This is a genomic window from Aliiglaciecola sp. 2_MG-2023 (genome assembly GCF_030548145.1).
Classification (GTDB): domain Bacteria; phylum Pseudomonadota; class Gammaproteobacteria; order Enterobacterales; family Alteromonadaceae; genus Aliiglaciecola; species Aliiglaciecola lipolytica_A.
The window spans coordinates 51471-73313 of record NZ_JAUORY010000024.1; the positions used below are offsets into that span (position 1 = coordinate 51471).

The following is a 21843-nucleotide window of genomic DNA, read 5'->3' on the forward strand; positions in this document are numbered from 1 at the left end:
CGACACTAACTTAATTTTGGGACGCCAAAATATAGGTAGACCAACGGTTCCAAAATTTATGGAAAATGCATCACCGCCATGTAAACTAACTATAACAACATCCAAACCAACATCTGATTTTTTAGGTTCTTGGATAGATGAAATACGCTCAAGACAAAAAATCTCTTCGAGCTTTTGGTGAATATGATCTTGTAGTGAATTGCCCGTTATGGAAAAAAAATGACTCTATTTTGGAAAGATTGCTATCATTTACCACTGCTATCGAGCCTAGGTATACATTTGGCTTTTCAGAGCTAAACCAATCGAAGAGCATTCTAAAACTCCTTTTTGCATAAACGCCGCCATAAACGGTTACCGGCCCGCTTTTTAATGGCCTTATTAAGCTTTATTTCTGAAATAAAAAATTGCTAAAATGATAGAAACAAACACATGTGGAATAGTCGCTAAAGTAAATATAATGTCTGGATAAAACAACACCAATTCAATTTTATTGAGATACTGGAACATATAGCCGACTGCAACAATACCTAATACCAAAGACAATATAGTAGTTAATAAATACACTCTAGTATTTTGTTAAGGTCTATTATTGGCGATTAAACTACAAAGCTTAAATTGATAAAGATAAATATATGCTATTGCAACTGAGACGAGTAAACACGGAACAATCATTAGCGGTGTAATTAAAACAAACCAACCCTATAGAACAAATGATTCCAGCTAGTATCGCCGGAAAAATTAATCGTATCCTCAAAATGTGCGCAAATTTATCCACAAAGCCTCCCCCCTCAAATAAGCGGCTGACACGCCTTTTGCGAAAGACCGAGTTGATTGGTTTATTATAATGCAGATTACTCGTCATCTTTTAAGATTGGTGCAATTATCAAGTAGAGTATGAAGCTTGCCCAACTCACAAAAAAAGTAGCAAATAACCAGAGTAGCTTTTCTTTTTTCCCCACTCTATTCGACTTTCCTATTACAAATAAAGGGATCAACCAAACAACGATAATAACTAACAATAGCGGAAACCAACTAATCAAAATTGCTGAAATATTTGACTGACTCTCATACATTTACGAAATCTCCTTGTGTCATAACGATAATAGCTGAACTTTTGAACGCAGTAACTGCTAACACTTTTTTGTTAGGCTTTAGCTACCACGTAGAGAGAATAAACAAACAACCATAGAATCTGAAAGCCGTAGCTGAGCCTTTGATGGAGCCCAGGAACAGTTTTTATTTTAAATGCTTTAGCTAATCTATAGGAAAAATAAAAACAACCCAAAACACACACAACCGAAAAAACTCGAAGTGGCAACGGATAATAGCTGGAAAAGGCAACGATTAGCGGAGCAATGATGAATGAAGCGAGCATTATTAGCCCTGACCATGAGTGAATTTTACAGCTTTTAGAAGGATACTGTGTATATGCGTCGGCATCCATCGGAAAAAAACCACATACCCAAGTACAAATGCCATGAACAATAACCATTACACCTATTGCTACAGTTGGTAGATGCGCCTGAAATGCAATGATTAAGTAATATCCAAAAACAACGAGCAACGCCCCTAATGGATAGTTATTAATTGCAGGAGACAGTTTTTGAGTAGGACTATCAAAAGCGCCTAGTTCGCTACAAAATTGCTTTAAATGGCTATAGTTTGGATAAAACCGAGAAGCAATATAAATACCTATAACTATCCATACTGAAGCAATAATCCCTGCGTAAGAAAAAATAACGTCCAAATCCAATTCCTCCTTGAAAAACTAACGTAAACTGTCTGACTGACTCGTATTGTTATAATTATGGTAACGCAGCAACTATCTCAACTTCTAGCAAGTGAGATTTGCTCCAGAGTCCTTTAACCTCAACCCAAGTTGAAGATGGATATATACCGTTAAAGTGAGCCTTTCGCGTTGCAATAGCAGCCCTCAACCCTTCAATATCTGTAGTGAAGATAACCTCTTTTACAATTGCATCCATACCAACACCATAGTCAGCCAACATTTTCTTGATGTTAGTATAAATGTCATCTATTTGCCCATCAAAAGTAGTCTTTTCGCTAGTGATACCTGAGACATATAAAGTGTTGCCATGTTTCACCACTTGCGAGTAGCCAGTTTCATTTTCCCAAGGGAAATAACTTTTTCTTTCGATGGATTTGTTTGTATTGACGCACCCTAAAAGAAAGAGCGAACTAGATAAACACACTATTATTCTGGTTAAATTTAGCAATTGAACTCCTATAATATGCAGTAAATATGACGTCCGGCTAAGCTGCCGAACGGGACTGATAGTTTTTTTCGAGTGTAGCGGAAAAGCACAAACGAGCAATGTAGTGGAGGTCGGTTTGAGCCGATTGTTATCGATTTATTCATGACGCCCTTCATGATCCCAAAGTATAAAGGTTTGATTCTCTGTAGATGACATTGATTTTATGAGCCGTTCATTATTAAAAGTTGGAATATCTTGAAGGCGCCTCAGAAATTCACCGGCTCCAGTGGCCTCGCTAGGATAAGTTATAACTCCGTCTTTGGTTGCCAAATGCCACCACACATCCTCAACAAATGGACCTTCATCAGTTGTTTCCACCGCTACGCCAATAAGTTCATTCCAAGCAATAGACTGTGGTTCCTTTTCTGGCCAATGTACCCACGCATTTTTTTCGTCAAAACAAACCTTTATAGCGGCATAGGGGCTCTTTACACCTTGATTTTCGTCTTCTTTATTACTAAAGAGCGACGATATCCATTTAATCATTCGGAATTTCCTTATAGCCATAACAGTTAAATGATGCGGTTACTATTAGCCGCATATTCATTTTCACCCCTTTGCAGAAAAAGATTCATGATAAGTAACAACTCCTTGAGATGCATCTCCTTGAAGCAACAAGGCTTGAAAATACTCCGGTGGTACATCAGGTAGCACCAAGCCCTCTGTAGGCTTGAAGCCAAAACGATGATAGTAACTTGGGTCTCCGAGCACAACACAACCTTTAGCTTTTATATTCTTTAGCACTTGAATAGCTGCATTCATGAGTTTCGAGCCAATACCTTTACACTGATTATTGGGAAGAACTGAGATAGGGCCCAAACCATACCAACTGTTGGCACCATCAGTAATAGTTACAGGAGAAAGCGCCACATGGCCTACGATATTGCCTCCATCCTCAGCAACAAGGGAAATCGATAACACACCAGATTCACGAAGTGCGTTAACAATAAACTGCTCCGTGTGATCGGTATGTGCTACATCAAGAAACGCTGCAACAGTAACATCATGGATACTTTGAACATCGCTTGATTGTTCTTTTCGGATACGAATACTCAATCGGACATCTCCCAGAAGATTAACGCTTCACATATGGAGCGCAAGCTTGTCGGCTAAAATTGTCGAAAATTGAGCCCCAGCCAACGAATATTCGTCCGCCGATGAAGGAACTCACTTGATTAACTTTGTTATGTACCTGCAAACCTTATAAGTCTCCACCACTTTGATACACTAAAAGAAAACACACTCAGCGTAAGGCCAAATATTAGGCTCACAATTCCTTGCCAAAAATAAAAAAGCTCAGGTTCCGATAAAGATTTGAACACTAAATAATACTGCCCAAGAGATACAATACCGTTAAAGATGAAATATAGCCCTAGTAAAAAAGTTCCTGCTGATAAAAGCTCAGTAGCGCTGGAATCAAATTGTGAATATGGACGTTGCAAAATCAGGAATAGAGGAAGCAATCAACCACTCTACAAATACAGCCTAGATTTAGCCTTCAAACTATGACGAATTATGCTAAAAATAGCTCCCGCCCACTTTTTCATGCTAATTCTTTTGAGCTATTCTAATAAATCACCAAACACAACAAAAATAGTTCGTCATATCCGGCAGCAATATTACAGCTTGAAATAGGCAAGATGCAGTGTGAATTCATATTTCTTCATGTAAAATGCGGCCACTTCATTTTATTAATTTTTCGGGAATATCTCGATGCAAATCAATCGTGTACTTCTCACTGCCATAGGCTGTGTTTTGTTGGCAATGGTGACTATTCAGTCTGGAGCGTCTTTAGCCAAACAGCTTTTCCCGATAGTTGGCCCCGAAGGCACTACTGCACTACGATTAGGATTCGCAGCTGCCATACTTTGGTTAGTATTTCGTCCGTGGCGCACTCTTCCTCATGGCAGTGATTGGCGCAGCATTGTTATCTACGGTCTATGTTTAGGCGGTATGAATATCCTGTTCTATTTGGCAATAGAACGTATTCCGTTAGGTATAGCCGTCGCCCTTGAATTCACGGGTCCTTTAGCTGTGGCATTGTTTTCCTCTAAACAAAAAAGTGACCTCGTTTGGGTTGCCTGTGCCATAGCTGGGATCGTACTGCTAATGCCTGATTTGACTAGTACAGAAGGTTTAGACTTAGCTGGTGCGTTAATGGCGCTGGGTGCTGGCGGTTGCTGGGCAGGTTATATTTTGTTTGGCACTCGCTCAGGCAAGCAAGTATCAGGTGGCGTGACAGTGGCCTTAGGTATGACGGTAGCGGCCATCATGCTTTTTCCTGTTGGCGTAGTGACCCAAGGATTAGCATTATTTAGCTGGGAAGTTTTACCACTAGGATTATTGGTTGGCGTGCTATCCAGTGCCTTGCCCTACTCTTTGGAAATGGTCGCCCTTAGAAACATGCCTACACAGGCATTTAGCGTACTCATGAGTTTAGAGCCAGCCATTGCAGCGCTTGCAGGCTTGGCCATTCTTAGCGAATACTTAAGTTTGCTACAATGGGCAGCCATTGCTCTGGTTATTGTCGCTTCTATCGGCAGTAGTTTTACCCCGAAAAAAGCCGTTGATATGAGTGTCTAGCTGTTTTATTTGCGCTCGAGCCTGCTCTGTCCGTCAATTGTTCATTTATAACGACTACAAGCCAATCATCAACATGAGGTTGGCGTCGATATTTAAGATTGTTAAAGAACTTATTTGCCGTACCAGGAGCGTCTCTTATTTAATGCAATCTGCGTTAAATCTTCACATTTTCTACCCCCTTACTTCAAACAATATGGCTATAAATTAGTAGTAGATTTAAGCTTCACTTAGAAATTATCGTATTTGAATAGCGGCATTAATTACCTTTTTTCTATTGGGTTAGCGTCCATAAATCTATAGTTTGAGACTCTTTTAATTCAGCAAAGGTGATGATAGAAATAGCTGCTAATGCTTTACAAAATTTTTTTCTAAATGCTCTGATCAGTATATAAATATGATTTGAAATGCCGCTTTTTTAAGTCGACCGCATTGCACTTCTTCGGTAATTACAATACGCCCTACTTTGTACGATTGATTTATTTGATGACAGTGTTCGTAAAAATCAATTGGCTTTCAAACTCATTAATGATAATAATTCTCATTATCAGATTTAAATTCTAATTGAGTAAAATATTATGAAAAAGACAATTACCTTCGCTTGTTTGCACTTTTCAGTGGCATTTACAGTAACTTATTTATTAACTGGCAGTGCCGTTATAGGTGGTGCAGTAGCCCTTGTAGAGCCTGCGGTTAATACCGTTGTATTCTATTTTCACGAACGTGTATGGAAAAGATTTGAAAGCCAATCTGCTCGGAATGTAAATGGCAATGCAAAGCAGGCTTTTCCACAAAATGACATGACATTGGTATCCTAGTGCCCAATAAATATAAAAAAGTACTTTATTGCTCTACCACTTGGAATAAAATTTCCAAATATGTGGGCGCAGCCCGACGGAAAAAATGGCCAAGCCAACTACCTCATGCGTTTTAAAGAGCGCAACGAATGAACGTTATGTGATTGTTAAGTTTACATCTAAAAATTACCACGAAGCTATTACCACGAAATAATAAAGACAGCTACGCCATCACCTTTATATTCAGGTCTTTGTTGGATCTTAGCCGCTAAAGCCAATATTAAATCTTGCTCAGAAGGTTTTCCAGAAATTGAAAGGTCGATAATATTGCCTTGAGAAGTCTCCTTTTCCAAATGTGCCATTAGCTCATCAAAGGTATAATCTTTGCCCTTTATTGAAAGCTGATTGCTTGCAACGTATTTGGCATAACTTGAAATAATTACCTTTTCTGTCGCTAAACTAAAATCAGCTAAAACAAAATTAATCAACAAAATAAAAAATCTAAACATGATACTTGTGCACCTAACTTTTAAATAAGGAGCGCTGGCATGTGGACTAAAACCAGAGCAAATCGAGTCACTTCACATATTAGCGTCCCAGAGCGCGTAGCCGGCGAACTTAATTTTGTCGTTAGGTGCGTAGACTCAATTGCCAATACCCAACATCTAACCATTTATCAAATTTAAAGCCTACTTTAGAAAAATGAGCGACTTTTTCCATTCCCAATTTTTCGTGCAAGCCAACACTAGCTGGATTAGGCAAAGTTATGCCTCCAATTACATTATTTATCCCGATAGGTTTAAGCTTACTAAGGAGCGATTCATATAAAACGGCACCCAAACCTTTTCCATGATATTCACTAGAAAGATAGATCGTTGACTCTACGGAAAACCGATAAGCACTTCTTTCCTTCCATTTGGTTGCATAGGCATATCCAATAATTGCTTCATCTAAAACGGCTACAATCCATGGTAAATTACAGTCTGCGACTTTGCTAAGTCTAATAGACATATCTTCATCTGAAACTTTTCTCTCTTCAAAAGTTATGCACGTATTTACAACATAGAAATTGTAGATTTCGGCAATTTCTGAGGCATCACCTAAAACCGCATCTCTAATTATCATTAACAGTTCCTAGTAGTTAAAAATACATTTATACCCAACGCTTAAAAGCATTGGCGCGGGTTTCTTGTGTGTTTGAGTGGCCAAAATTGTTAGCTGCCATTATCGTCAAACGCGACAAATTTAAGCCTATAATAAAAACTGATAGGCCAAACAAAAAGTGTTTTCAGAAAAAACTTTTTGTTCCCATACTTCCACTACTGAAACCACGCAGTAAAAATAAAAGCAAAATTAAACAACAAAAATAACTAATAATATTGAAAACCAACTAATCAAAATTGCTGAAATATTTGACTCTCATACATTTACGAACTCTCCATGTCTTATAACGCTGCCAATAACGCGACCGATTCTGTGGATTGCCCTAGGCTATGATAAAAAGAGCCAAACACTATTGGGTCGTGTACATTTTTCTTGTTAGGCCGTATCTTTAATTCCCTTTTTTACCCAGTTTAACGCATGCTTTACTGGTCCACGTATTCCCTTCAAGGGATTGTCAGGTCTATCAGACTGAACCTTTGTATGCTTCTCGAGTTTGCAGAGCATTTTCTCCGCCTGATTAAGCTTAGTTTGATTCAGTTTGGAGCCTACTCCGTCTCTAATTGAAGATATAAGTGTTAAATGTAAGGCGCTTACTAGAGTCCAAACTGTATTCAACCGAAAGCCGCCGAGCTCTCGATCATCAGACAACTCATCAAGAAAGCCAATTAAATCAGGAAGTAAAGTGACAGGGCGTCGTTCTCTGATACTAACGGCAGCCACATATAGCTCTTCAGGTTGTGCACCCATTCTTAGGTACTTCCTCAAGGAATCAACTTCCGAAAGATTCTGAGCTTCAGATTTAATTGCTCTTCTTGCCGCCGCTAGTTCGCTTACAGGCGCACTAGGGTCGAAACTGTCCAAAATATCTTCAAACAACCTGCGATCATTCTCAACTTCAGCTTCTAATTCAACTATCTTTTCTTTGCCCTCCTGTACTTCTTTCTTCAACTCCATTAGCTCAAGTTCAAAATCGCCAAATTTAATTTTGGTTATACGCTCTCTAAAACCCCGATTAGAGAATAAATAAATTAAGCCAAATAGAAATAATATCTCCCACAGCGAAGTGTTTTTAAGTATCTCTATCACTATATCCATTGCTGAAATTTCCTCTTAGCGGATCAACACTGCGCATCGCTGGCCTAAAAAGCAGAGAAACGAAAAAAGGTTTTTTTGTCCCAAAGCATGCGATTGTTATTTGCTCGCGTTTTTTCGGTGTGCGTTTTTATAAGACCTCAATAATGTGTAAGACAAGCTGGCAGTTTAATTGCGTTGTTTGCAATAGAAACTGACAAGCTAGTTCGAATCACAATTTATAGACTTGTTAGGTTGAAGGTTCATTTTTTGACGGCCTTGACGTCGGAAAATGAAAACGTCCGCCATGTCGACTTATCGGTATTTATAGCATTTTCAGGATAAAAGAATTCAGCACCATATTCCCGTTCGTGATTGATTGCGCTAACACCAATCATAATATTCCAAGTTTTGCCCACAAATTTCTTGCGTAATACCTGAATTTCCCTGTGAGATCCTTTTAAGAATTTAGTGCTCGTTCCACTTTCAGTCTCTTCATTACCTGCATAAGGCACCCAGAATCCACTCCAATCCTTGAGCTCCCACCACCTAGATTAACTCCACTGTTTATCTGTGAACGATCGCTCACCCAATTGTGCCGAAGCATGAAGGTTGTAAAGATCTCCAGTTTTGGCGTGCTCTATGTATAGATCGATAACAGTGTAGTCTTCGGCTTTACCTTTGGCGCAAACGAATAAAGACTCTTTATCGTGCATGAGATAAACGGAAACCTGTGCTGGAAGTTCGATCTTTGTTGCGCCTCGCCATTCATCTTTACTACAACTACCGTCGAATAGTGGTGCTTTGTTGGTTTGGTTTATAGCGATAGTCTCGGCAGCAATGGTATCTGATGCTGCGAATAATAGGATGGCGCTCAGAAAACGCAGTATTGACAAATTTTGCACTGGTTTCTCCAGGGATTTAGGGTTAAAAATCAAATAGTAGAGGCATAACACCTAGTTATGCTACTAAAGCTCATTAAACTGTATGTTACTAAAAAACTCTTCCGCGTTTTTAGTTAGCTCTGGGTGCCCTTTGTCTTTAAAGTGACGGAAAGAATATTCTGTGTGAACACCAACAGATTTTTTAAAAGGGTGTATACAATTATAGCCAAGATATTCTATCTGCATTGACGCTGATTTATTGCTGTCGATTTTGGCATTGTTATCTTGGGAAATGGTTGTGTGCTTTACGCATGTTGCACCATTTAGTTTTACTAACTCTTCGGTATTTTGTTTAAGTTCAAACCTGCCGATATCTGCTGAGGATGCTCGATGCTTAACCACGTGTGACAGGAATTCCTGATCTGAATAAAATTCAGGTAATTGATAAAGTGACATATTTATGATGCCACTACTGTTATCGTTTAGCTTTGTCCCAAGTACAACTAGATAACCAGTTGAAGTAATAACAGACCAACTTCCATTTTGTGGTGATAACGATGAAACACCATAAATATTTACAGGAGTACCTAAATTCAATTGAGGTGAAGTTGCTGCGCATGAAGTCACAAACAGCAACGAAGTAATAATACTGCACCCACTCAAAGTGAAAATTATAATTGAAACTTTAAGTAAATGCATAAAGGAGCCTCAACGCTTAACATATGGGGATTTTAGGAGCCCATTGGCCGAAAGCCTGCGAGTAAGATTCCCGGTGAATTTACGAACATCATAAATCATTTTTTAGCTGCACGTTTGTTGAAGATGACAGGTAAGCGCCAGGAAAGAAGTAACGCTACAGCAAAAATTACTAATATTTTAATAAAGATAGGCTTGCTAGCTGTATCAAGTATATTTTGTAGAGAGTGATTAAACAAAAAGACGCCAATAGCTGCAATCGAAAGCTGCTTAAAATTGAATTGGAAGTTGGTAATTTTGCAACCTACAGCAAAACCGATACTGGCAACGAAAGCAAAAATAAGGCTATTGAGAACGTTATTTATCAACGAAACCTGAATATCTGCATACCACGCTGCATAGAATGAAAAAAGTAGTGTAATGAATGCCAAGCTAATTCCAAAAAGACCAATTTGCTTAAACATATGATTCCTTTCCAAGTGCTGCCAGCGGCCCAGCGAAGTGGAGCCATTTTAGTGGTATAACGGAGCGTAGCAACATCACAAATGATTGGCAACGTCGCTGGCTCCGCGAGCATTGACTTGTTATGCTATCTTTCACTTTGGCGCCCATTAAGATACTCAAATACGCCAAGTAAAGCTTCTGAGGCTGAGCGAGGTTCGTATCCCAGTTCGTTACGTGCTTTCGCTATCTCATACTCTTGCCTTACGCCGTAGAATAAGGCCACTTGGCTTCTAATAAGCTCAGCTGGTTTACCTGTCATCTTAGCTCCTAGCTCTGAGCATAAGGCAATAAAATACATCAACCATTTTGGTAAGCGTGCTGGAACCTTAAGGTTAATTCCTGCCGATTGGGCTGCTTTGTATATCTCAGGAAGTGACGAAGCTCTGTTATTTGCCAATATGTAGCGGCTACCAGAATTACCTTTCGTAGTAGCAGCCACTATGCCTTTTGCCACATCGCGAACATCAACGAAATTAAAGAAAAAATGAGGATCTACTAAAAGCTTATTGGTTCTAATTGTTTCAATAAACTGCATAGTGTCTGTCAGTCGATTGGCATGGGGACCAATCATTGCTGAGGGTAGAACGGAAACCATCCAAAGTTGGTACTTTTTTGCCAGCTCCCATGCTTTTTGCTCGGATTTTATTTTAGAGTTGTAATAGGCATTGTCAGATAAAGCGTTCCAACTATTTTCATCAAGATAAGTCCCATCATGTCCTACAGCCGCAACCGAGCTAACATAAACAACTTTTTTAACATTGGCTTGTGCCGCAGCTTTAAGGACAATTTCAGTCCCTTTCACATTCGGCTCGACGATTTCATTAATAGGATCTTTAGCCCAATGCTTAAATACAGCTGCAACATGATATAAAATATCAACACCTTCCAGGACTTTTTTCATTGATTCTATATCCTGCATTTCGGTATAAACGACTTGGCAATTCAAGTGAAAAAAATCATCCACATTTTGAATATCACGCATACCTGCTCTTACCGTTTCTCCTTGCGCTATGAGCTCTCTAACTAAATTCCCCCCTAAATGACCGTTTGCCCCAGTTACTAAACACACATTAGACATCTTATATTCACCTATCAGATTATTAAGTGACAAGACTATAAACTCTTCCCCTAGGGGAATAGTCAAGCGTTTTTAATTGTCTGCGTGGTCAAACGAAAATTGATCAATCAGTTCTTTTTTTAATGACCCTAACTCAACATCTAACTGTTTGGCTTGTTCGATCGCGATTTTAATTTGCTTCTGCTTTTGCTCTATTGCATCTATAGCAATCTCGATCGGAAAGCGATTCTCTTTCGATTTAACCTTCATCATCGGCAGCATTTCTGAAAGTTTAAAGCCCAGAGATTGCGCCCGCTTTATCATTGAGATTATAACTACATGATGCTTATCATAAATGCGGTACTTTCCTAATCTAGACACCTCCGACAACAGCCCTAGCTCCTCGTAGTGATGGATCGCTTTTTTTGACGCGCCGGTTAACTTCGAAACTTCTCCTATATACATGTTTTCACTCAATTCTAAGTCGGGTGTAACACCACAATAAGCGGCGGTGAAACCGTCCGTTTACTTTTCTTGTTGGGCCCTTTTGGGCAAGCTTTTTTAGCATAAAACATATACCCCATCTATCCTTAAGACTGCTCCTCCACCAAACCAGACCTGACAATTTTCAATATCAGTTTCTGTTGAAAAAATCTGCACGTAATTCGGGGAGTCTCGGAAACTATTTTGCTCTATTTTTATCATCTCGCCATCCCACTTTCCGTGCTTTAAGAGATAATAACCTAAAGCTGAATTGCCTGAACCTGTTGCTGGATCTTCAAGGTAACCAAATGTTGGTGCGAAAACTCTCGTCCGATATTTACACTCTTGAGCAACAGTTTCTGACGAATACAAGATAATAATATCCACTCCAATTTGTATGCAAAATTTGTTGAGAGTTTGAAGGTCTGGCGTCACAGAAAGTATGGACTCTAGTCCAGCTATAGGGACAATAAGAGTCGCAAGCCCTCCGTTCACAATTTGGATTGGTTGTAATTGGTCAATGTCATTAATGTGACAATTAAATGCTGAGACAATATCAGTTATGCTAATATTTTTTGAGGAGAACCGAGCGGGTGGTGCCGATATATAAACGCTTTTCTCACTTTTGTAACGGTTTTCAACCATTAAACGATCAGTCATTGTCGAGATAGACAATATTGACTTTTCTTGCATTGCCTTACTATTGGCGACTATGTCGTTTAGGATAGCTATTGTTGCATGTCCGCAGAAGGCGACCTCTCTTTCAGAAGAAAAATATCGAAGGTGGTAATCAGTATCAGTCCCTGGACTGACATAACCAACCTCACTGACAAACCCTTTCAGTTCTTTTGCTAGTTGTAACATTTCCGCACTGGAAAGCTTTTCTGCTGAGTCAAGATATACTACAGCTGCTGGATTCCCTGTTGAATATTGGGAGGCAAAAGCATCTATCTTTTTGAATCTTAATGTATGCATGAATTTCCCTTGCGCCTAACGCCGTAATAACCGAGCGTAGCATTGCGTGGTAAAGTGAGCCAAACGAACCACGCAATGCGGAGTAAGGTTGCTTACTTTGTTAACTACTGAGCTTGGATGCACTTTTAACCTCCAAGATAAATGAATTTGCAGTTATAAACCATTCGTACCATGGTTCTGTTTGTTTAAACCCTTCGAATAAAAACACTCCATCCATAAAATATGCATGCATGATTTCATCCAGGGGAAATTTTGGCTCGGGATGATCCTTTGCCGCCTTGTCATCATCCCAATAGGTGGCTCTCTCTTCAGCTACACCGAGAATTTCTAATGTAGCTTCTTCGACCTTCCAGTCTTGGCCTCCTGACCCAGGGTGTTCTTTTGAAATAAATGCACCTTTTATATCCAAAATAACAGATTCAGACTGACGCTCAATTTTTTCAATTGAAGCGTCATGAAATCCTAGTTTGTCAAAGTCGGTGGTCAATTTCATAGGCAGTTAACAATATTCTTATGTGACATTACCTCACGCACTTTTTTATAAAATGACCACAAACCGCAGCCAGCCCAAAGAATAGGAGAGAAAAAGCGATCATCCCGACTAAAGGACCAATGATTGCATCTTTACCCTCCTTGTCGCTAAAAACTACTTCTGATACGCCATAAAGAACGCCCCCCCCCTGCGACTGAGAAAAAGAAAAAACCAATAAGCATTGAGAAAAACACCAATGGTTTTTGCAATCGGTCAAATTGCAAACCAATCAATATAGATTCAATTAACCCCACTTCAATTTCCTTGGCACATAACTTTTCAATAACCGGCGCAGGCACGCAGGGCATAATGGCGAAGCCGCCCTGCGTGTATGCGTCCCAGCGAACGAAGTGAGCGAGTTTAATGAGTTGTTATATTTCAATTTTTAAACATCCTTGAAAACATCATAGATAACAACCACGACGTTAATGACTGTTAATATCATGATGAAAATAGTCATGTTACGCATTTGAGAAGTCATGGACTGAATTTTAGAGTTAAATTCCTCATTTTCACGGCGAGCAATTTCTTCGCGGTAAAAACTAAGCCCAAGACTTGTTGTTTTAGCTATTTGGTCATAGCTTTTTTTGAGAGAGTCGATATCTCTTTTTTTTCAATTCTTCAAATGAACTCATTAATCTTCCTTGAAATATAACAATATTCTTGTGTGGCTTACTGCGTAACCATATAAGTCTGTGCGGATAAGAACCAACCCTTTTTGTACATACACTCTACAATAAATGCATATTGGATATCACGACTTGGTACTTGTGCTTCAATTAGATGTTCTTTTATCTCGCTCTTGCAGTGTGCAAAATCCTTTTTAGCGCCGACTAAGTTGTTACCTGTAGGGGGAATGTCTGGATTTTTAACCCAATGAGTAACATACCCAAAGTAGTCGTAGTTATCCTGATAAGAGAAATTTAACTCTACTTCTTTGGGCTTGGTCGAAGTGCAACCGCACAGAAGGACGATAAGTAAAACGCTAATAAATCGGTTCATTCTCAACTGCCACATAGACACAATTACTCCCTTTGATAATGCTAGCCTCCGCATTTTCGTGGGTTAGCTAAAAGCCACCAGAGCGCTGGCCGGAACCATAATTAGTTCGCTAAAGACTAATTCATTTGGAGGCTAGCATGAACAAACATAGCATAATTTTTTTAGCATTGGATACTCACAAAGAATTTAACGAAGTGGCTTATTGCGAAGAACAACGAGGGGCACAGCCTGTGCATTATGGCAGAATACCGTCGTCTAAAGTCAGCATGAAAAAACTCATAAGACAGTTCGAGTCTAAATATCCAGGTGCAACATTACATGTTGTCTATGAAGCAGGACCTTGTGGCTATTGGATTTATCGTTTGATCACCAGCCTAGGCCACTGTTGTTATGTGGTCGCACCGTCCCTTATTCCTAAAAAGCCGGGTGAACGGATTAAAACGGACAGACGTGATGCACTCAAACTAGTCAAATTACTCAAATCAGAAGATCTCACGCCTATCTATGTACCCGAGCCAGAAGATGAAGCGGTGCGGGATTTATCTGCGTAAAATAAACTTTCTCAGATCACGCTCTTGCCGCATAACATGAAGTATATAAACTAGATCATTATCTATTTTATAAAAAATACGACATGGATTAACAACAACTTCTCTAGAGTTTAAGTTTTTTAATTCACGCGGGATTTTCCCCGATTCAGGATGTCTCTCTAGTCTAGTAACTTTATCAAACAGCTTTTGTGCTAAATTTTTGGCTGCAGGTAAATTACTTAACGCAATATATTCAACTATTTCGTTTAAGTCATTTAAAGCAGGAGCAGTCCATTTTACTTCAGCCATTTACTCATTTTTTCTTTTGCATCTTCATTAGAGAATGTATCGCCATTTCTAATAGCTTGCTCGCCTCGAGCAACACCTTCGAGTATCTGCATTCGTTGTTGCATGAACTCATAGTCATCTACATCAACTAAATATGCAGACGGTTGTCCATGCTCTGTTATTAACACTGGTTCTTTTGACGAATGTAGCTCAGCCAATATCTTGGTTGCTTGTCGCTTTAATGTTGTTACTAGCTCTACTCTCATGATGAATCCGATTATAAAATACGCAAATGTATCACTATAGTATCACACGCGTTTGCCGTTTCAAATTTACGGCTAACGCTTCGCCTTTGTGGAACATGCGAGTGCTTTGGGCGCAGCCCAGCGAGTATGTTTCCACAACAGGCGTTTGTTAGCTGATTAATAACGACCAAGCTCTTTTGGGGAAAATGTTGTATCAGCAATATCTGCAACTGAATAAGATATTAATCTAGATTCAAACAACACCCACCAAAAATGATTTTCATCATCATCAAAATAACCAATAACTTTTGTTGTGTACATTTCTGTACTCACAGCATTAATCTCAATTGAATTAAGTTGAAATCCTTTTGAATACTTAGCTTGTGCTGTATCAATAGCTTCATCGAGAAAATCTTTTGTATACTTATTAAGTAACCCTATAGAATGGGATACTTTACTAAACATACATTGATCTTCAGCCGTCTCATCATCAATAGGTTTTAAATAAACATCAAAGTCACCATCAGATGTTTTAACTAACTCGTGCATATATAAACTCCAAAATCAATAATCCGCTAACAGTTAAATGATGCGGACCCAAAGAACCGCATATTAATTTTTAGTTGCCAATTGTCCGCATTGCCATTTCAATTAAATGCCAAATGATAAATAAGACTGCGCCAGTTAATATAAAACGAAATTGCCAATTATTATAACTGCACAGTTTATCTGTGTTTGATTCAAATGCTTTACGTATTCCCTCTGAAGCTGCTTGCATTAACTGAGGGTGTGTTAATACATCCTCGTGCTCACCAGCTTCAACTCTTAGTAATTCAATATTAGCGATTGTATTGCTATTTGTGTAAAGGATATTTTGACAACCGCAGTAAAAACTTAGACCCCAAGATAGAACTGCGAGTCCCAGTGGGATTAGTGAAATTGAAAACACGCCATCTTTAGTAATTTGAGTTGAAAAGACGATCGCAGAAGCCGCTATAGCCAGTAAAAAATAGGTATATTTACCCTGAGATACATTTAATTGGTTATGTAACTGCATTTGCAGATCTTTCGACATGCTATTTCCTTTTCAACTAACGCACCGTATATACTGCACAAACTTGTTGGCTATGCTTGGCGAAGAATGAGCCACAGCCAGCGAGTTTGGGTCAGAAACATACGTTTGTTATGAATACATTACCCACTGACCTTAACACGCATGCCTGTAGAATAAATGATATCGTCACTTGGACATGAATAATTGGGTGTAATTGTTGAACAAGGCTGATTCGGCTTGTCGAAACAGAAATCAAATCGGGTTTGCGTTTTAACAGGCTGAGTTAGAATATTTTTAGGTAATTCTGACCATTTCCAGTTTTTAATCACGTTCACAGCCGCTTTAGAAAACTGCTTACTTGTTGAAGCTATTACTGTTATGTCTTTAACTTCATTTTGAGGTGTTATTACATATTCAACGGTAGCACACCCTTCAATAGACTTAATTGCTGCTTGTTTCGGATACCTGGGAGGAAAGCGATTAAGTTGGCTCCATTTAGAAGATTGAATTTCGTTCTGAGTTACTGATAAATCCGAATACTCTTTTTCCACTTTAGTTGATGCGCAACCACCAACTATAAGAGTAGTGATTAAAATGACAATACTATTTTTCATAATCGAAGTTTCCTTGTATTTATAACACTTTGAATAAGCGGTTTGGCAGCGCTTTGCTGACAAATCTGTCTTCATTCTTTTGTTAGGTTTTATTTACCCTACTATTTATCGTATCTGAAATTGCTTTAGCTTTGCTACCTGTTATTGGCAATGCCACTGATTTGCCATTCGTACTTTTTATATATACTGAAGTAGTTAACTTAACTTTCAGAGTGTAGCTGTGAGAAATATCCTCCCACTTGAGCCTCCTATGGCCAAATAAATTACGATATGTCACACCGAATTCATTAATCTCCACCCAAACACCCTTGCGAGCAATCGTGATAAGAGATACCACTATCAATAGCAATCCAATCAATGACACGATACCCGCTTTTAAATCACCAGTTAGTGATTCAGTCAAAGCAGCAAAAAATAAAAAGCCCCCAAATAACAGAGTTAAATAATACATTTGATAAGAGTGCCAGCGCAATTGGCCTTGATTACTCATCTGAAACCTAACGCACCAAGCAGCGGATTTTATGATCACTTTTCAGCGAGTGAAATTCACACTGACTTGGCTTGTTATGTGTGCTCACAACTGTAATTTGAATTATAAGTTTAGCTATTAAGTTACTCTTTTGAAACTGGAGCTTCAGCGTCTTGTGCTGCTACAAGTTGCCAGATATCGTTTCTTCTAACGCAAACATCTGTCCAAACCCAGCGACCAGTAGAGCCATCTTTTTTAACCCATATTTCATCTCCATGAACAATGGCTGTCTCGCCATAGAATGTTACTTTGATCTTGTTTATTTCATTTGAAACATATACTTTTGATGGGCCTGTTTCATTTATTCTATCTTTTTTCCCATAACGTGAACCATCAGTTTCAGTACCAACAAAATCTTCAGCAAAGTATATTTTTCGTTTAGATATATCACCTGTAACAACTGAATTAGCCCAGTCAGTAGCAGATTCAATAATGTATTTTTCTGCCTTTTCGTAATCATCGGCTGTTAATGATGCAGCTTTGACATCACTAAAAAATAAGGGAAGCGCTATTATAAGTATTGTTAATAATTTCATTTTGAGTTCCTTAATTTTATAAAGTAGTTCAGGTATGTGAATTACTATTAAGCCACATCCCGCTTTGCATAAGCGGTGGTGGCCGCTCTTGCCAGCATCCGGTTGATGTTTTGTTAGGCACTGCCGCTTACGGCTACCACGACACTATAAAAACGGCCACACCATCAGCCTTATAATTTGGACTTTTCTCTATTTTAGCAGCCAGAGACAATATCGACTTCTGTTCAGAAGGCTTCCCGGATATCGAAAGTTCTATAACTTTACCATTAGAATACTCTTTAACTAAGTGTTCTAGTAATTCATTGATTGTAAAAAGTTTACCTTTAATAGATACATGGTCTGCATTAACATATTTTGCATAAGTGGACACTTTAGTGGGCTCAGCAGCAAAGCCGGAAATCGCAGCAACGAAAACACTCAAAAAAAGAAAAAGTCTTAACATTACTCTCTTGAACCTAACAATATTATTATATTTCACTTTACTGCGAACCATACCCCAATGACAGTTACAATTAATGAAATTACTGCAATACGATTTGGAAAGGAGTGAAACCATTTAGGTTTGCTTGAATTAGCTTCCAAATACTCGACACCAGAAATAGTGATTTTAGGTTCTATAGAACCTACACCTGATTTAGAAGAAATATCAATAGCTTGAATATAACCGCGTTCAATTAAATCTTTTACGCAATCTAGATTTAATCCTGAATCTGAGTTTAAATTTTCAGGAAGCCTTTGAGCCTGAGCTAATTTTAAAATTGATATGACATCATCTTTGTTCAACTCTATTCCTTCGTGAAATATAACTTTTAAATAAGGGGCGCAGCCTACATATTTGCGTCCCAGCCCGCGCAGCGGACGTGCTTAATTTCTTTGTTATTTTTCAAACCTATGAAGCATAAATTCATAGTTCTGTTTTAATGTAATCCGTTTTATCGCGTTACGAGCTCTAGGCCGATATTCGCGCCAATTCCAATGATTGTCTATGAGAATAATTTTCGATATACCAAATCGCTCTATGTCTTCTAAACTATAGTCCCATCCTATTAAACTAGTGCCAAAAAAAGATTTAAATTTATCCCACATGGTCATTTCACTATGTCCGTACACAGTAATAAGATTATCGACTCCTATTCTATTATAAAAAGCAGCTTCTCTTTTTCTCATTTTAGGTAAGTAACTAGCATAAAATGATTCATCAGAATCTGTGGTATCCCACTTTTTTTGCCAAGCACTTCCATGCCACATTAAAATTGAATCTTTATGCAAGTATTTAATATGACCGGCGGGTAAAACATAGTTTGCACAAGAGGATAAGCATAGATTTTTTATTTCTATATTTAGCTTATTGCTGTGTATCCACTCGCCGAGTTCCATCCCTGCCCCAACATCTCCTCCTGGACTTGAAATGATAAGTCTCTTGGGTTTTTCCTTTGCTTTTTCAAATGCTTGAAAAATTGCTAAATTCGAAGACTTCGTTATTGTTCCTTCGTATACTAAAACGTCATTTTGGATGCCTGCAAAGAAATTGCTTTGTACATTATCTTTTCCTGCGTCCACTGACGTGCAGGCTACGCTCCCTAAAAGAACAAGAACAAGAATAAAAAGAAATCTCATCTGGCGTCCACTTGAAACATAACGCCTCAATAACCGGCAGCGTTGTGGCGAAACCACTCTTTTAGCTATCCGGCGCCGAAGGCGCGTAGTTGATTGACTTGTTAGGTATTTAGTTGTCATTTAGCCCAAACTCTCGGGTACCAAGACACACTTTCCAGCGATTCTCTCTTGCTATGACATCATCGGCTGACATTGTAGAAGGTGATATTTCCAAAATCGAAAATACAAAATTGCTGGGATCGAGAAATTTAAGCAGCTTATTACCAGCATGACCTGTTCTTGCATATGAACCCCAACGCCCAAGTATACCTCCTTTACCATAGGCAGAGCCTATATATAAGCGACCATCGACTATATGCTTGATTAGATAAACGCCATTTACGGAGGATAGTGCATTGACCCAAGTTGCATTTGAATCAGAGTCGCTAATCAATTTTTGAAGATCGGCGTATGACAGTAAAATACTGTCGTATGAACTAAATTCGCCAATAGAATTTATTGGTCGAATTTCAACCACGCTCTTGTTTTTTCTTTGAACCCAGCTAACCGTTGAGCCACCCCAATCAATTACAAGCCGCTGATTTAGATCTAGCATTTCGCTCGATAGTTCGAGGTCATATCGAACTGATTTTTCATACCACCTTTCAGGTAGCCTATATTTCTGCAAAAGCGCCAAGTGCTTTGGTTCTAAATCTTTGTTTGCAGTGACGCCTTTAACTTTCCATAAGCCGAGAAATAATGATGTTGTTCCTCTAGCAGGTGAGAATATAGCTAGATATTTTGCATCACCATACTTACCTGATTTTTGCCAAGCGGTATATTCAGTAAATTTTTGTGTCTCGTTTAAAAAGGTCTTTAATACGTCAATTTCTTTATTGCCGTGACGTACCAGCCTAACCTCTGAAGAGTTAACTCCATAAGTTTTCAACAAATCGAAAAATGTTAGCTTATTGCTCATGTTGATTGCCTAACGTCCGAATTTGCTGCACAAACTTGTGGCCTAAACTTTGTGAGGCACGAACAATGGCCGCGAGTTTGGGTCAGCAACATACGTTTGTTATTGCGCCAACCCATTTCACTATCGCGGCTTTGCCGCCACAAGCAGTTAACACAACAACTTGATTTAAATTAATACCCTAGACTAAACCAAACAACCAGAAAACTGCAACTATTGATAAACGTTACTGTGAACAGGTTTGTATAAAAGCTATTTGAGTTAGAAGTATTTTGAATTGAATAAACCACAGGGGAATTGCGGAAAAAAGCAGTCGTTAACTCGAAGAAATACGGAAGATATCCGCCTTGGCGCTAAACCATAATCTGAAAGGCTTATGCGCTATAACGCTTTGAGTATTTGTCCCAGTGAGTTTATGAACGACATAATTCATTTGTTAGATTGCCTGTTTACAGTATTGATCGGTGTAAAAAGTAATCTGATCTTCAAACTCTAAAAGCAACTTGTGCTGTAATTTTTCTGCAAGATTCGTAGCAACCTTTGAATCAATTTGATCAAAATCGTAAGCGGAAGCAGAATAGCAACTGGCATTAAGAAAATTCTGAACAGCTATTTGGTAATTGTCATCGTTCTCATATATAGCGTGCACGTGTACCTTCATCTTTTCAGGAAGCATCCTCTCTCCGCCTTCCTGAATTTTTGCAAGTGTGTTTTCTTCCGCAAATTCGTCTAATACTTGTATCAACTCTGACTTATTCGAATTAGAAACTGAAAAGTACATAGTTCCATGTGGATCGTGATGTATCCGATAACACGAAACTAAATTGAGAATCGATATAAGTATAATGAATTTCAAAAACTTCATAGGCAATCTAACGCTTCACATATGGGGCGCAGACTTGCTGGCTATACTTGCGCGAAGCGCCAGCCAGTGAGTTTGCGTCCCAATGAGCGAAGCGAATGAACATGATGTGTTTGTTAGGTACTGTTTTCATTCGGGCAGCCCAGGGACAAGAAAAAACAACAAAAATGCTGATGCACAACTTGCTACAAACACTGTTGTTGAGCCAATTACTCCACTTACATTAGAATATTTTTTCATCAATGCCCAGATGATGAAAAGCACACTTACAATACCACCTAATATTACTGGCTCAATTAAGTTTGCAAGTGACTTTTTGCCAGTAGAAAAAAATGACATCAGTATCAACCAGATAAGCCAAGGAGCGATAATCGTTGCCCAGTTTATTTTAGTTAACTTTGAAGCACCTTTAATAACAAAGTAGTAAGTCACGAAACCGAAAACAGAAGGAATTAAAAAAAGTGGGTACCACAACATTGAAGCGGCAAATATTTTTAAAAAGTCCATTTAAGTACCTAACGTCCACTTAAGCGGACTAAAATTGTTGGCTAAAATGTGTAGCGAAGCGAAACTGAGCCAACTGTTTTAGTTC

General features: G+C 38.7%; 33 protein-coding genes and 1 pseudogene. 3 read left to right on the top strand and 31 right to left on the bottom strand.

Annotated features, from left to right (window positions below):
* Nucleotides 1-851: 851 nt before the first annotated feature.
* The 5 genes from Q4567_RS18650 to Q4567_RS18670 form a co-directional block, all read right to left on the bottom strand.
* On the bottom strand, nt 852-1073 hold the full coding sequence (locus Q4567_RS18650) for a hypothetical protein (RefSeq protein WP_303501567.1): 222 nt from the start codon (nt 1071-1073) through the stop codon (nt 852-854).
* A 71-nt stretch (nt 1074-1144) separates the two neighbouring features.
* On the bottom strand, nt 1145-1747 hold the full coding sequence (locus tag Q4567_RS18655) for a DUF998 domain-containing protein (protein WP_303501569.1): 603 nt from the start codon (nt 1745-1747) through the stop codon (nt 1145-1147).
* Nucleotides 1748-1805: 58 nt separating this feature from the next.
* Nucleotides 1806-2237 (bottom strand): RidA family protein, encoded by a 432-nt coding sequence (locus Q4567_RS18660; RefSeq protein WP_303501572.1) that lies wholly within the window; start codon nt 2235-2237, stop codon nt 1806-1808.
* A 135-nt stretch (nt 2238-2372) separates the two neighbouring features.
* Nucleotides 2373-2762: a hypothetical protein gene (locus Q4567_RS18665; protein ID WP_303501573.1), complete on the bottom strand. Its 390-nt coding sequence runs from the start codon at nt 2760-2762 to the stop codon at nt 2373-2375.
* A 63-nt stretch (nt 2763-2825) separates the two neighbouring features.
* Nucleotides 2826-3332 (bottom strand): GNAT family N-acetyltransferase, encoded by a 507-nt coding sequence (locus Q4567_RS18670; protein WP_303501575.1) that lies wholly within the window; start codon nt 3330-3332, stop codon nt 2826-2828.
* Between the two features lie 657 nt (nt 3333-3989).
* On the opposite strand from Q4567_RS18670, the gene Q4567_RS18675 reads away from it, so the two are divergent.
* The gene (locus Q4567_RS18675) at nt 3990-4859 is read left to right on the top strand and encodes a DMT family transporter (protein ID WP_216046727.1); all 870 of its coding nucleotides are present in this window, start codon (nt 3990-3992) and stop codon (nt 4857-4859) included.
* Between the two features lie 575 nt (nt 4860-5434).
* Complete coding sequence (locus Q4567_RS18680; RefSeq protein ID WP_303501577.1) at nt 5435-5674, top strand: DUF2061 domain-containing protein; 240 nt, start codon at nt 5435-5437, stop codon at nt 5672-5674.
* A 179-nt stretch (nt 5675-5853) separates the two neighbouring features.
* Here the strand turns inward: Q4567_RS18680 and Q4567_RS18685 are convergent, their stop codons facing one another.
* The 13 genes from Q4567_RS18685 to Q4567_RS18745 form a co-directional block, all read right to left on the bottom strand.
* Nucleotides 5854-6162: a hypothetical protein gene (locus tag Q4567_RS18685; RefSeq protein ID WP_303501580.1), complete on the bottom strand. Its 309-nt coding sequence runs from the start codon at nt 6160-6162 to the stop codon at nt 5854-5856.
* A gap of 121 nt (nt 6163-6283) precedes the next feature.
* A complete protein-coding gene (locus Q4567_RS18690) occupies nt 6284-6778 on the bottom strand; it encodes an N-acetyltransferase family protein (protein WP_342804443.1) in 495 nt (164 codons plus the stop codon).
* Between the two features lie 414 nt (nt 6779-7192).
* Complete coding sequence (locus tag Q4567_RS18695) at nt 7193-7912, bottom strand: hypothetical protein (protein WP_303501583.1); 720 nt, start codon at nt 7910-7912, stop codon at nt 7193-7195.
* 239 nt (nt 7913-8151) lie between these two features.
* Nucleotides 8152-8403, bottom strand: a complete 252-nt coding sequence (locus tag Q4567_RS18700) for a hypothetical protein (protein WP_303501585.1) — start codon at nt 8401-8403, stop codon at nt 8152-8154.
* 39 nt (nt 8404-8442) lie between these two features.
* Nucleotides 8443-8793 carry a hypothetical protein gene (locus Q4567_RS18705; protein WP_303501588.1) on the bottom strand — a complete coding sequence of 117 codons (351 nt, stop codon included), beginning with the start codon at nt 8791-8793 and terminating at the stop codon, nt 8443-8445.
* 63 nt (nt 8794-8856) lie between these two features.
* Nucleotides 8857-9471 carry a hypothetical protein gene (locus Q4567_RS18710; protein WP_303501591.1) on the bottom strand — a complete coding sequence of 205 codons (615 nt, stop codon included), beginning with the start codon at nt 9469-9471 and terminating at the stop codon, nt 8857-8859.
* Nucleotides 9472-9566: 95 nt separating this feature from the next.
* On the bottom strand, nt 9567-9932 hold the full coding sequence (locus Q4567_RS18715) for a hypothetical protein (protein WP_303501594.1): 366 nt from the start codon (nt 9930-9932) through the stop codon (nt 9567-9569).
* 125 nt (nt 9933-10057) lie between these two features.
* A complete protein-coding gene (locus tag Q4567_RS18720; protein WP_303501595.1) occupies nt 10058-11050 on the bottom strand; it encodes an NAD-dependent epimerase/dehydratase family protein in 993 nt (330 codons plus the stop codon).
* Between the two features lie 72 nt (nt 11051-11122).
* A complete protein-coding gene (locus Q4567_RS18725) occupies nt 11123-11494 on the bottom strand; it encodes a MerR family transcriptional regulator (protein ID WP_303501597.1) in 372 nt (123 codons plus the stop codon).
* Between the two features lie 96 nt (nt 11495-11590).
* Nucleotides 11591-12487 (bottom strand): PhzF family phenazine biosynthesis protein, encoded by an 897-nt coding sequence (locus Q4567_RS18730; protein WP_303501599.1) that lies wholly within the window; start codon nt 12485-12487, stop codon nt 11591-11593.
* 100 nt (nt 12488-12587) lie between these two features.
* Nucleotides 12588-12980, bottom strand: coding sequence for a hypothetical protein (locus Q4567_RS18735; RefSeq protein WP_303501601.1), 393 nt, complete (start codon nt 12978-12980; stop codon nt 12588-12590).
* Nucleotides 12981-13126: 146 nt separating this feature from the next.
* Nucleotides 13127-13327: a hypothetical protein gene (locus tag Q4567_RS18740; protein ID WP_303501602.1), complete on the bottom strand. Its 201-nt coding sequence runs from the start codon at nt 13325-13327 to the stop codon at nt 13127-13129.
* Nucleotides 13328-13691: 364 nt separating this feature from the next.
* On the bottom strand, nt 13692-14042 hold the full coding sequence (locus Q4567_RS18745) for a hypothetical protein (RefSeq protein WP_303501603.1): 351 nt from the start codon (nt 14040-14042) through the stop codon (nt 13692-13694).
* Between the two features lie 116 nt (nt 14043-14158).
* Here Q4567_RS18745 and Q4567_RS18750 point away from each other — a divergent pair.
* Nucleotides 14159-14566: pseudogene (locus Q4567_RS18750) on the top strand (transposase); the annotation flags it as partial.
* On the opposite strand, the gene Q4567_RS18755 reads toward Q4567_RS18750, so the two are convergent.
* The 13 genes from Q4567_RS18755 to Q4567_RS18815 form a co-directional block, all read right to left on the bottom strand.
* Nucleotides 14561-14860: a type II toxin-antitoxin system RelE/ParE family toxin gene (locus Q4567_RS18755; RefSeq protein ID WP_303501606.1), complete on the bottom strand. Its 300-nt coding sequence runs from the start codon at nt 14858-14860 to the stop codon at nt 14561-14563. The pseudogene Q4567_RS18750 and the gene Q4567_RS18755 overlap by 6 nt on opposite strands.
* A complete protein-coding gene (locus tag Q4567_RS18760; protein WP_216046741.1) occupies nt 14848-15105 on the bottom strand; it encodes a type II toxin-antitoxin system Phd/YefM family antitoxin in 258 nt (85 codons plus the stop codon). The genes Q4567_RS18755 and Q4567_RS18760 overlap by 13 nt, the downstream gene beginning before the upstream one ends.
* Before the next feature lie 156 nt (nt 15106-15261).
* Nucleotides 15262-15633 carry a hypothetical protein gene (locus Q4567_RS18765; RefSeq protein ID WP_303501610.1) on the bottom strand — a complete coding sequence of 124 codons (372 nt, stop codon included), beginning with the start codon at nt 15631-15633 and terminating at the stop codon, nt 15262-15264.
* Nucleotides 15634-15703: 70 nt separating this feature from the next.
* A complete protein-coding gene (locus Q4567_RS18770) occupies nt 15704-16159 on the bottom strand; it encodes a hypothetical protein (RefSeq protein WP_303501611.1) in 456 nt (151 codons plus the stop codon).
* Between the two features lie 119 nt (nt 16160-16278).
* Nucleotides 16279-16752 carry an energy transducer TonB gene (locus tag Q4567_RS18775; RefSeq protein WP_303501613.1) on the bottom strand — a complete coding sequence of 158 codons (474 nt, stop codon included), beginning with the start codon at nt 16750-16752 and terminating at the stop codon, nt 16279-16281.
* A gap of 82 nt (nt 16753-16834) precedes the next feature.
* Nucleotides 16835-17242, bottom strand: a complete 408-nt coding sequence (locus tag Q4567_RS18780; protein ID WP_303501615.1) for a PH domain-containing protein — start codon at nt 17240-17242, stop codon at nt 16835-16837.
* Between the two features lie 122 nt (nt 17243-17364).
* On the bottom strand, nt 17365-17817 hold the full coding sequence (locus Q4567_RS18785) for a nuclear transport factor 2 family protein (RefSeq protein ID WP_303501616.1): 453 nt from the start codon (nt 17815-17817) through the stop codon (nt 17365-17367).
* Nucleotides 17818-17950: 133 nt separating this feature from the next.
* Entirely contained in the window at nt 17951-18259 is a 309-nt protein-coding gene (locus Q4567_RS18790) for a hypothetical protein (protein WP_303501617.1), read from the bottom strand.
* A 32-nt stretch (nt 18260-18291) separates the two neighbouring features.
* The gene (locus tag Q4567_RS18795) at nt 18292-18600 is read right to left on the bottom strand and encodes a hypothetical protein (RefSeq protein WP_303501619.1); all 309 of its coding nucleotides are present in this window, start codon (nt 18598-18600) and stop codon (nt 18292-18294) included.
* Between the two features lie 93 nt (nt 18601-18693).
* Entirely contained in the window at nt 18694-19434 is a 741-nt protein-coding gene (locus Q4567_RS18800; protein WP_303501621.1) for a hypothetical protein, read from the bottom strand.
* Nucleotides 19435-19543: 109 nt separating this feature from the next.
* Complete coding sequence (locus tag Q4567_RS18805) at nt 19544-20392, bottom strand: GIY-YIG nuclease family protein (protein ID WP_303501622.1); 849 nt, start codon at nt 20390-20392, stop codon at nt 19544-19546.
* A gap of 433 nt (nt 20393-20825) precedes the next feature.
* On the bottom strand, nt 20826-21254 hold the full coding sequence (locus Q4567_RS18810; RefSeq protein WP_303501624.1) for a hypothetical protein: 429 nt from the start codon (nt 21252-21254) through the stop codon (nt 20826-20828).
* A gap of 126 nt (nt 21255-21380) precedes the next feature.
* Entirely contained in the window at nt 21381-21758 is a 378-nt protein-coding gene (locus Q4567_RS18815; protein WP_216049425.1) for a hypothetical protein, read from the bottom strand.
* Between the last annotated feature and the right edge of the window lie 85 nt (nt 21759-21843).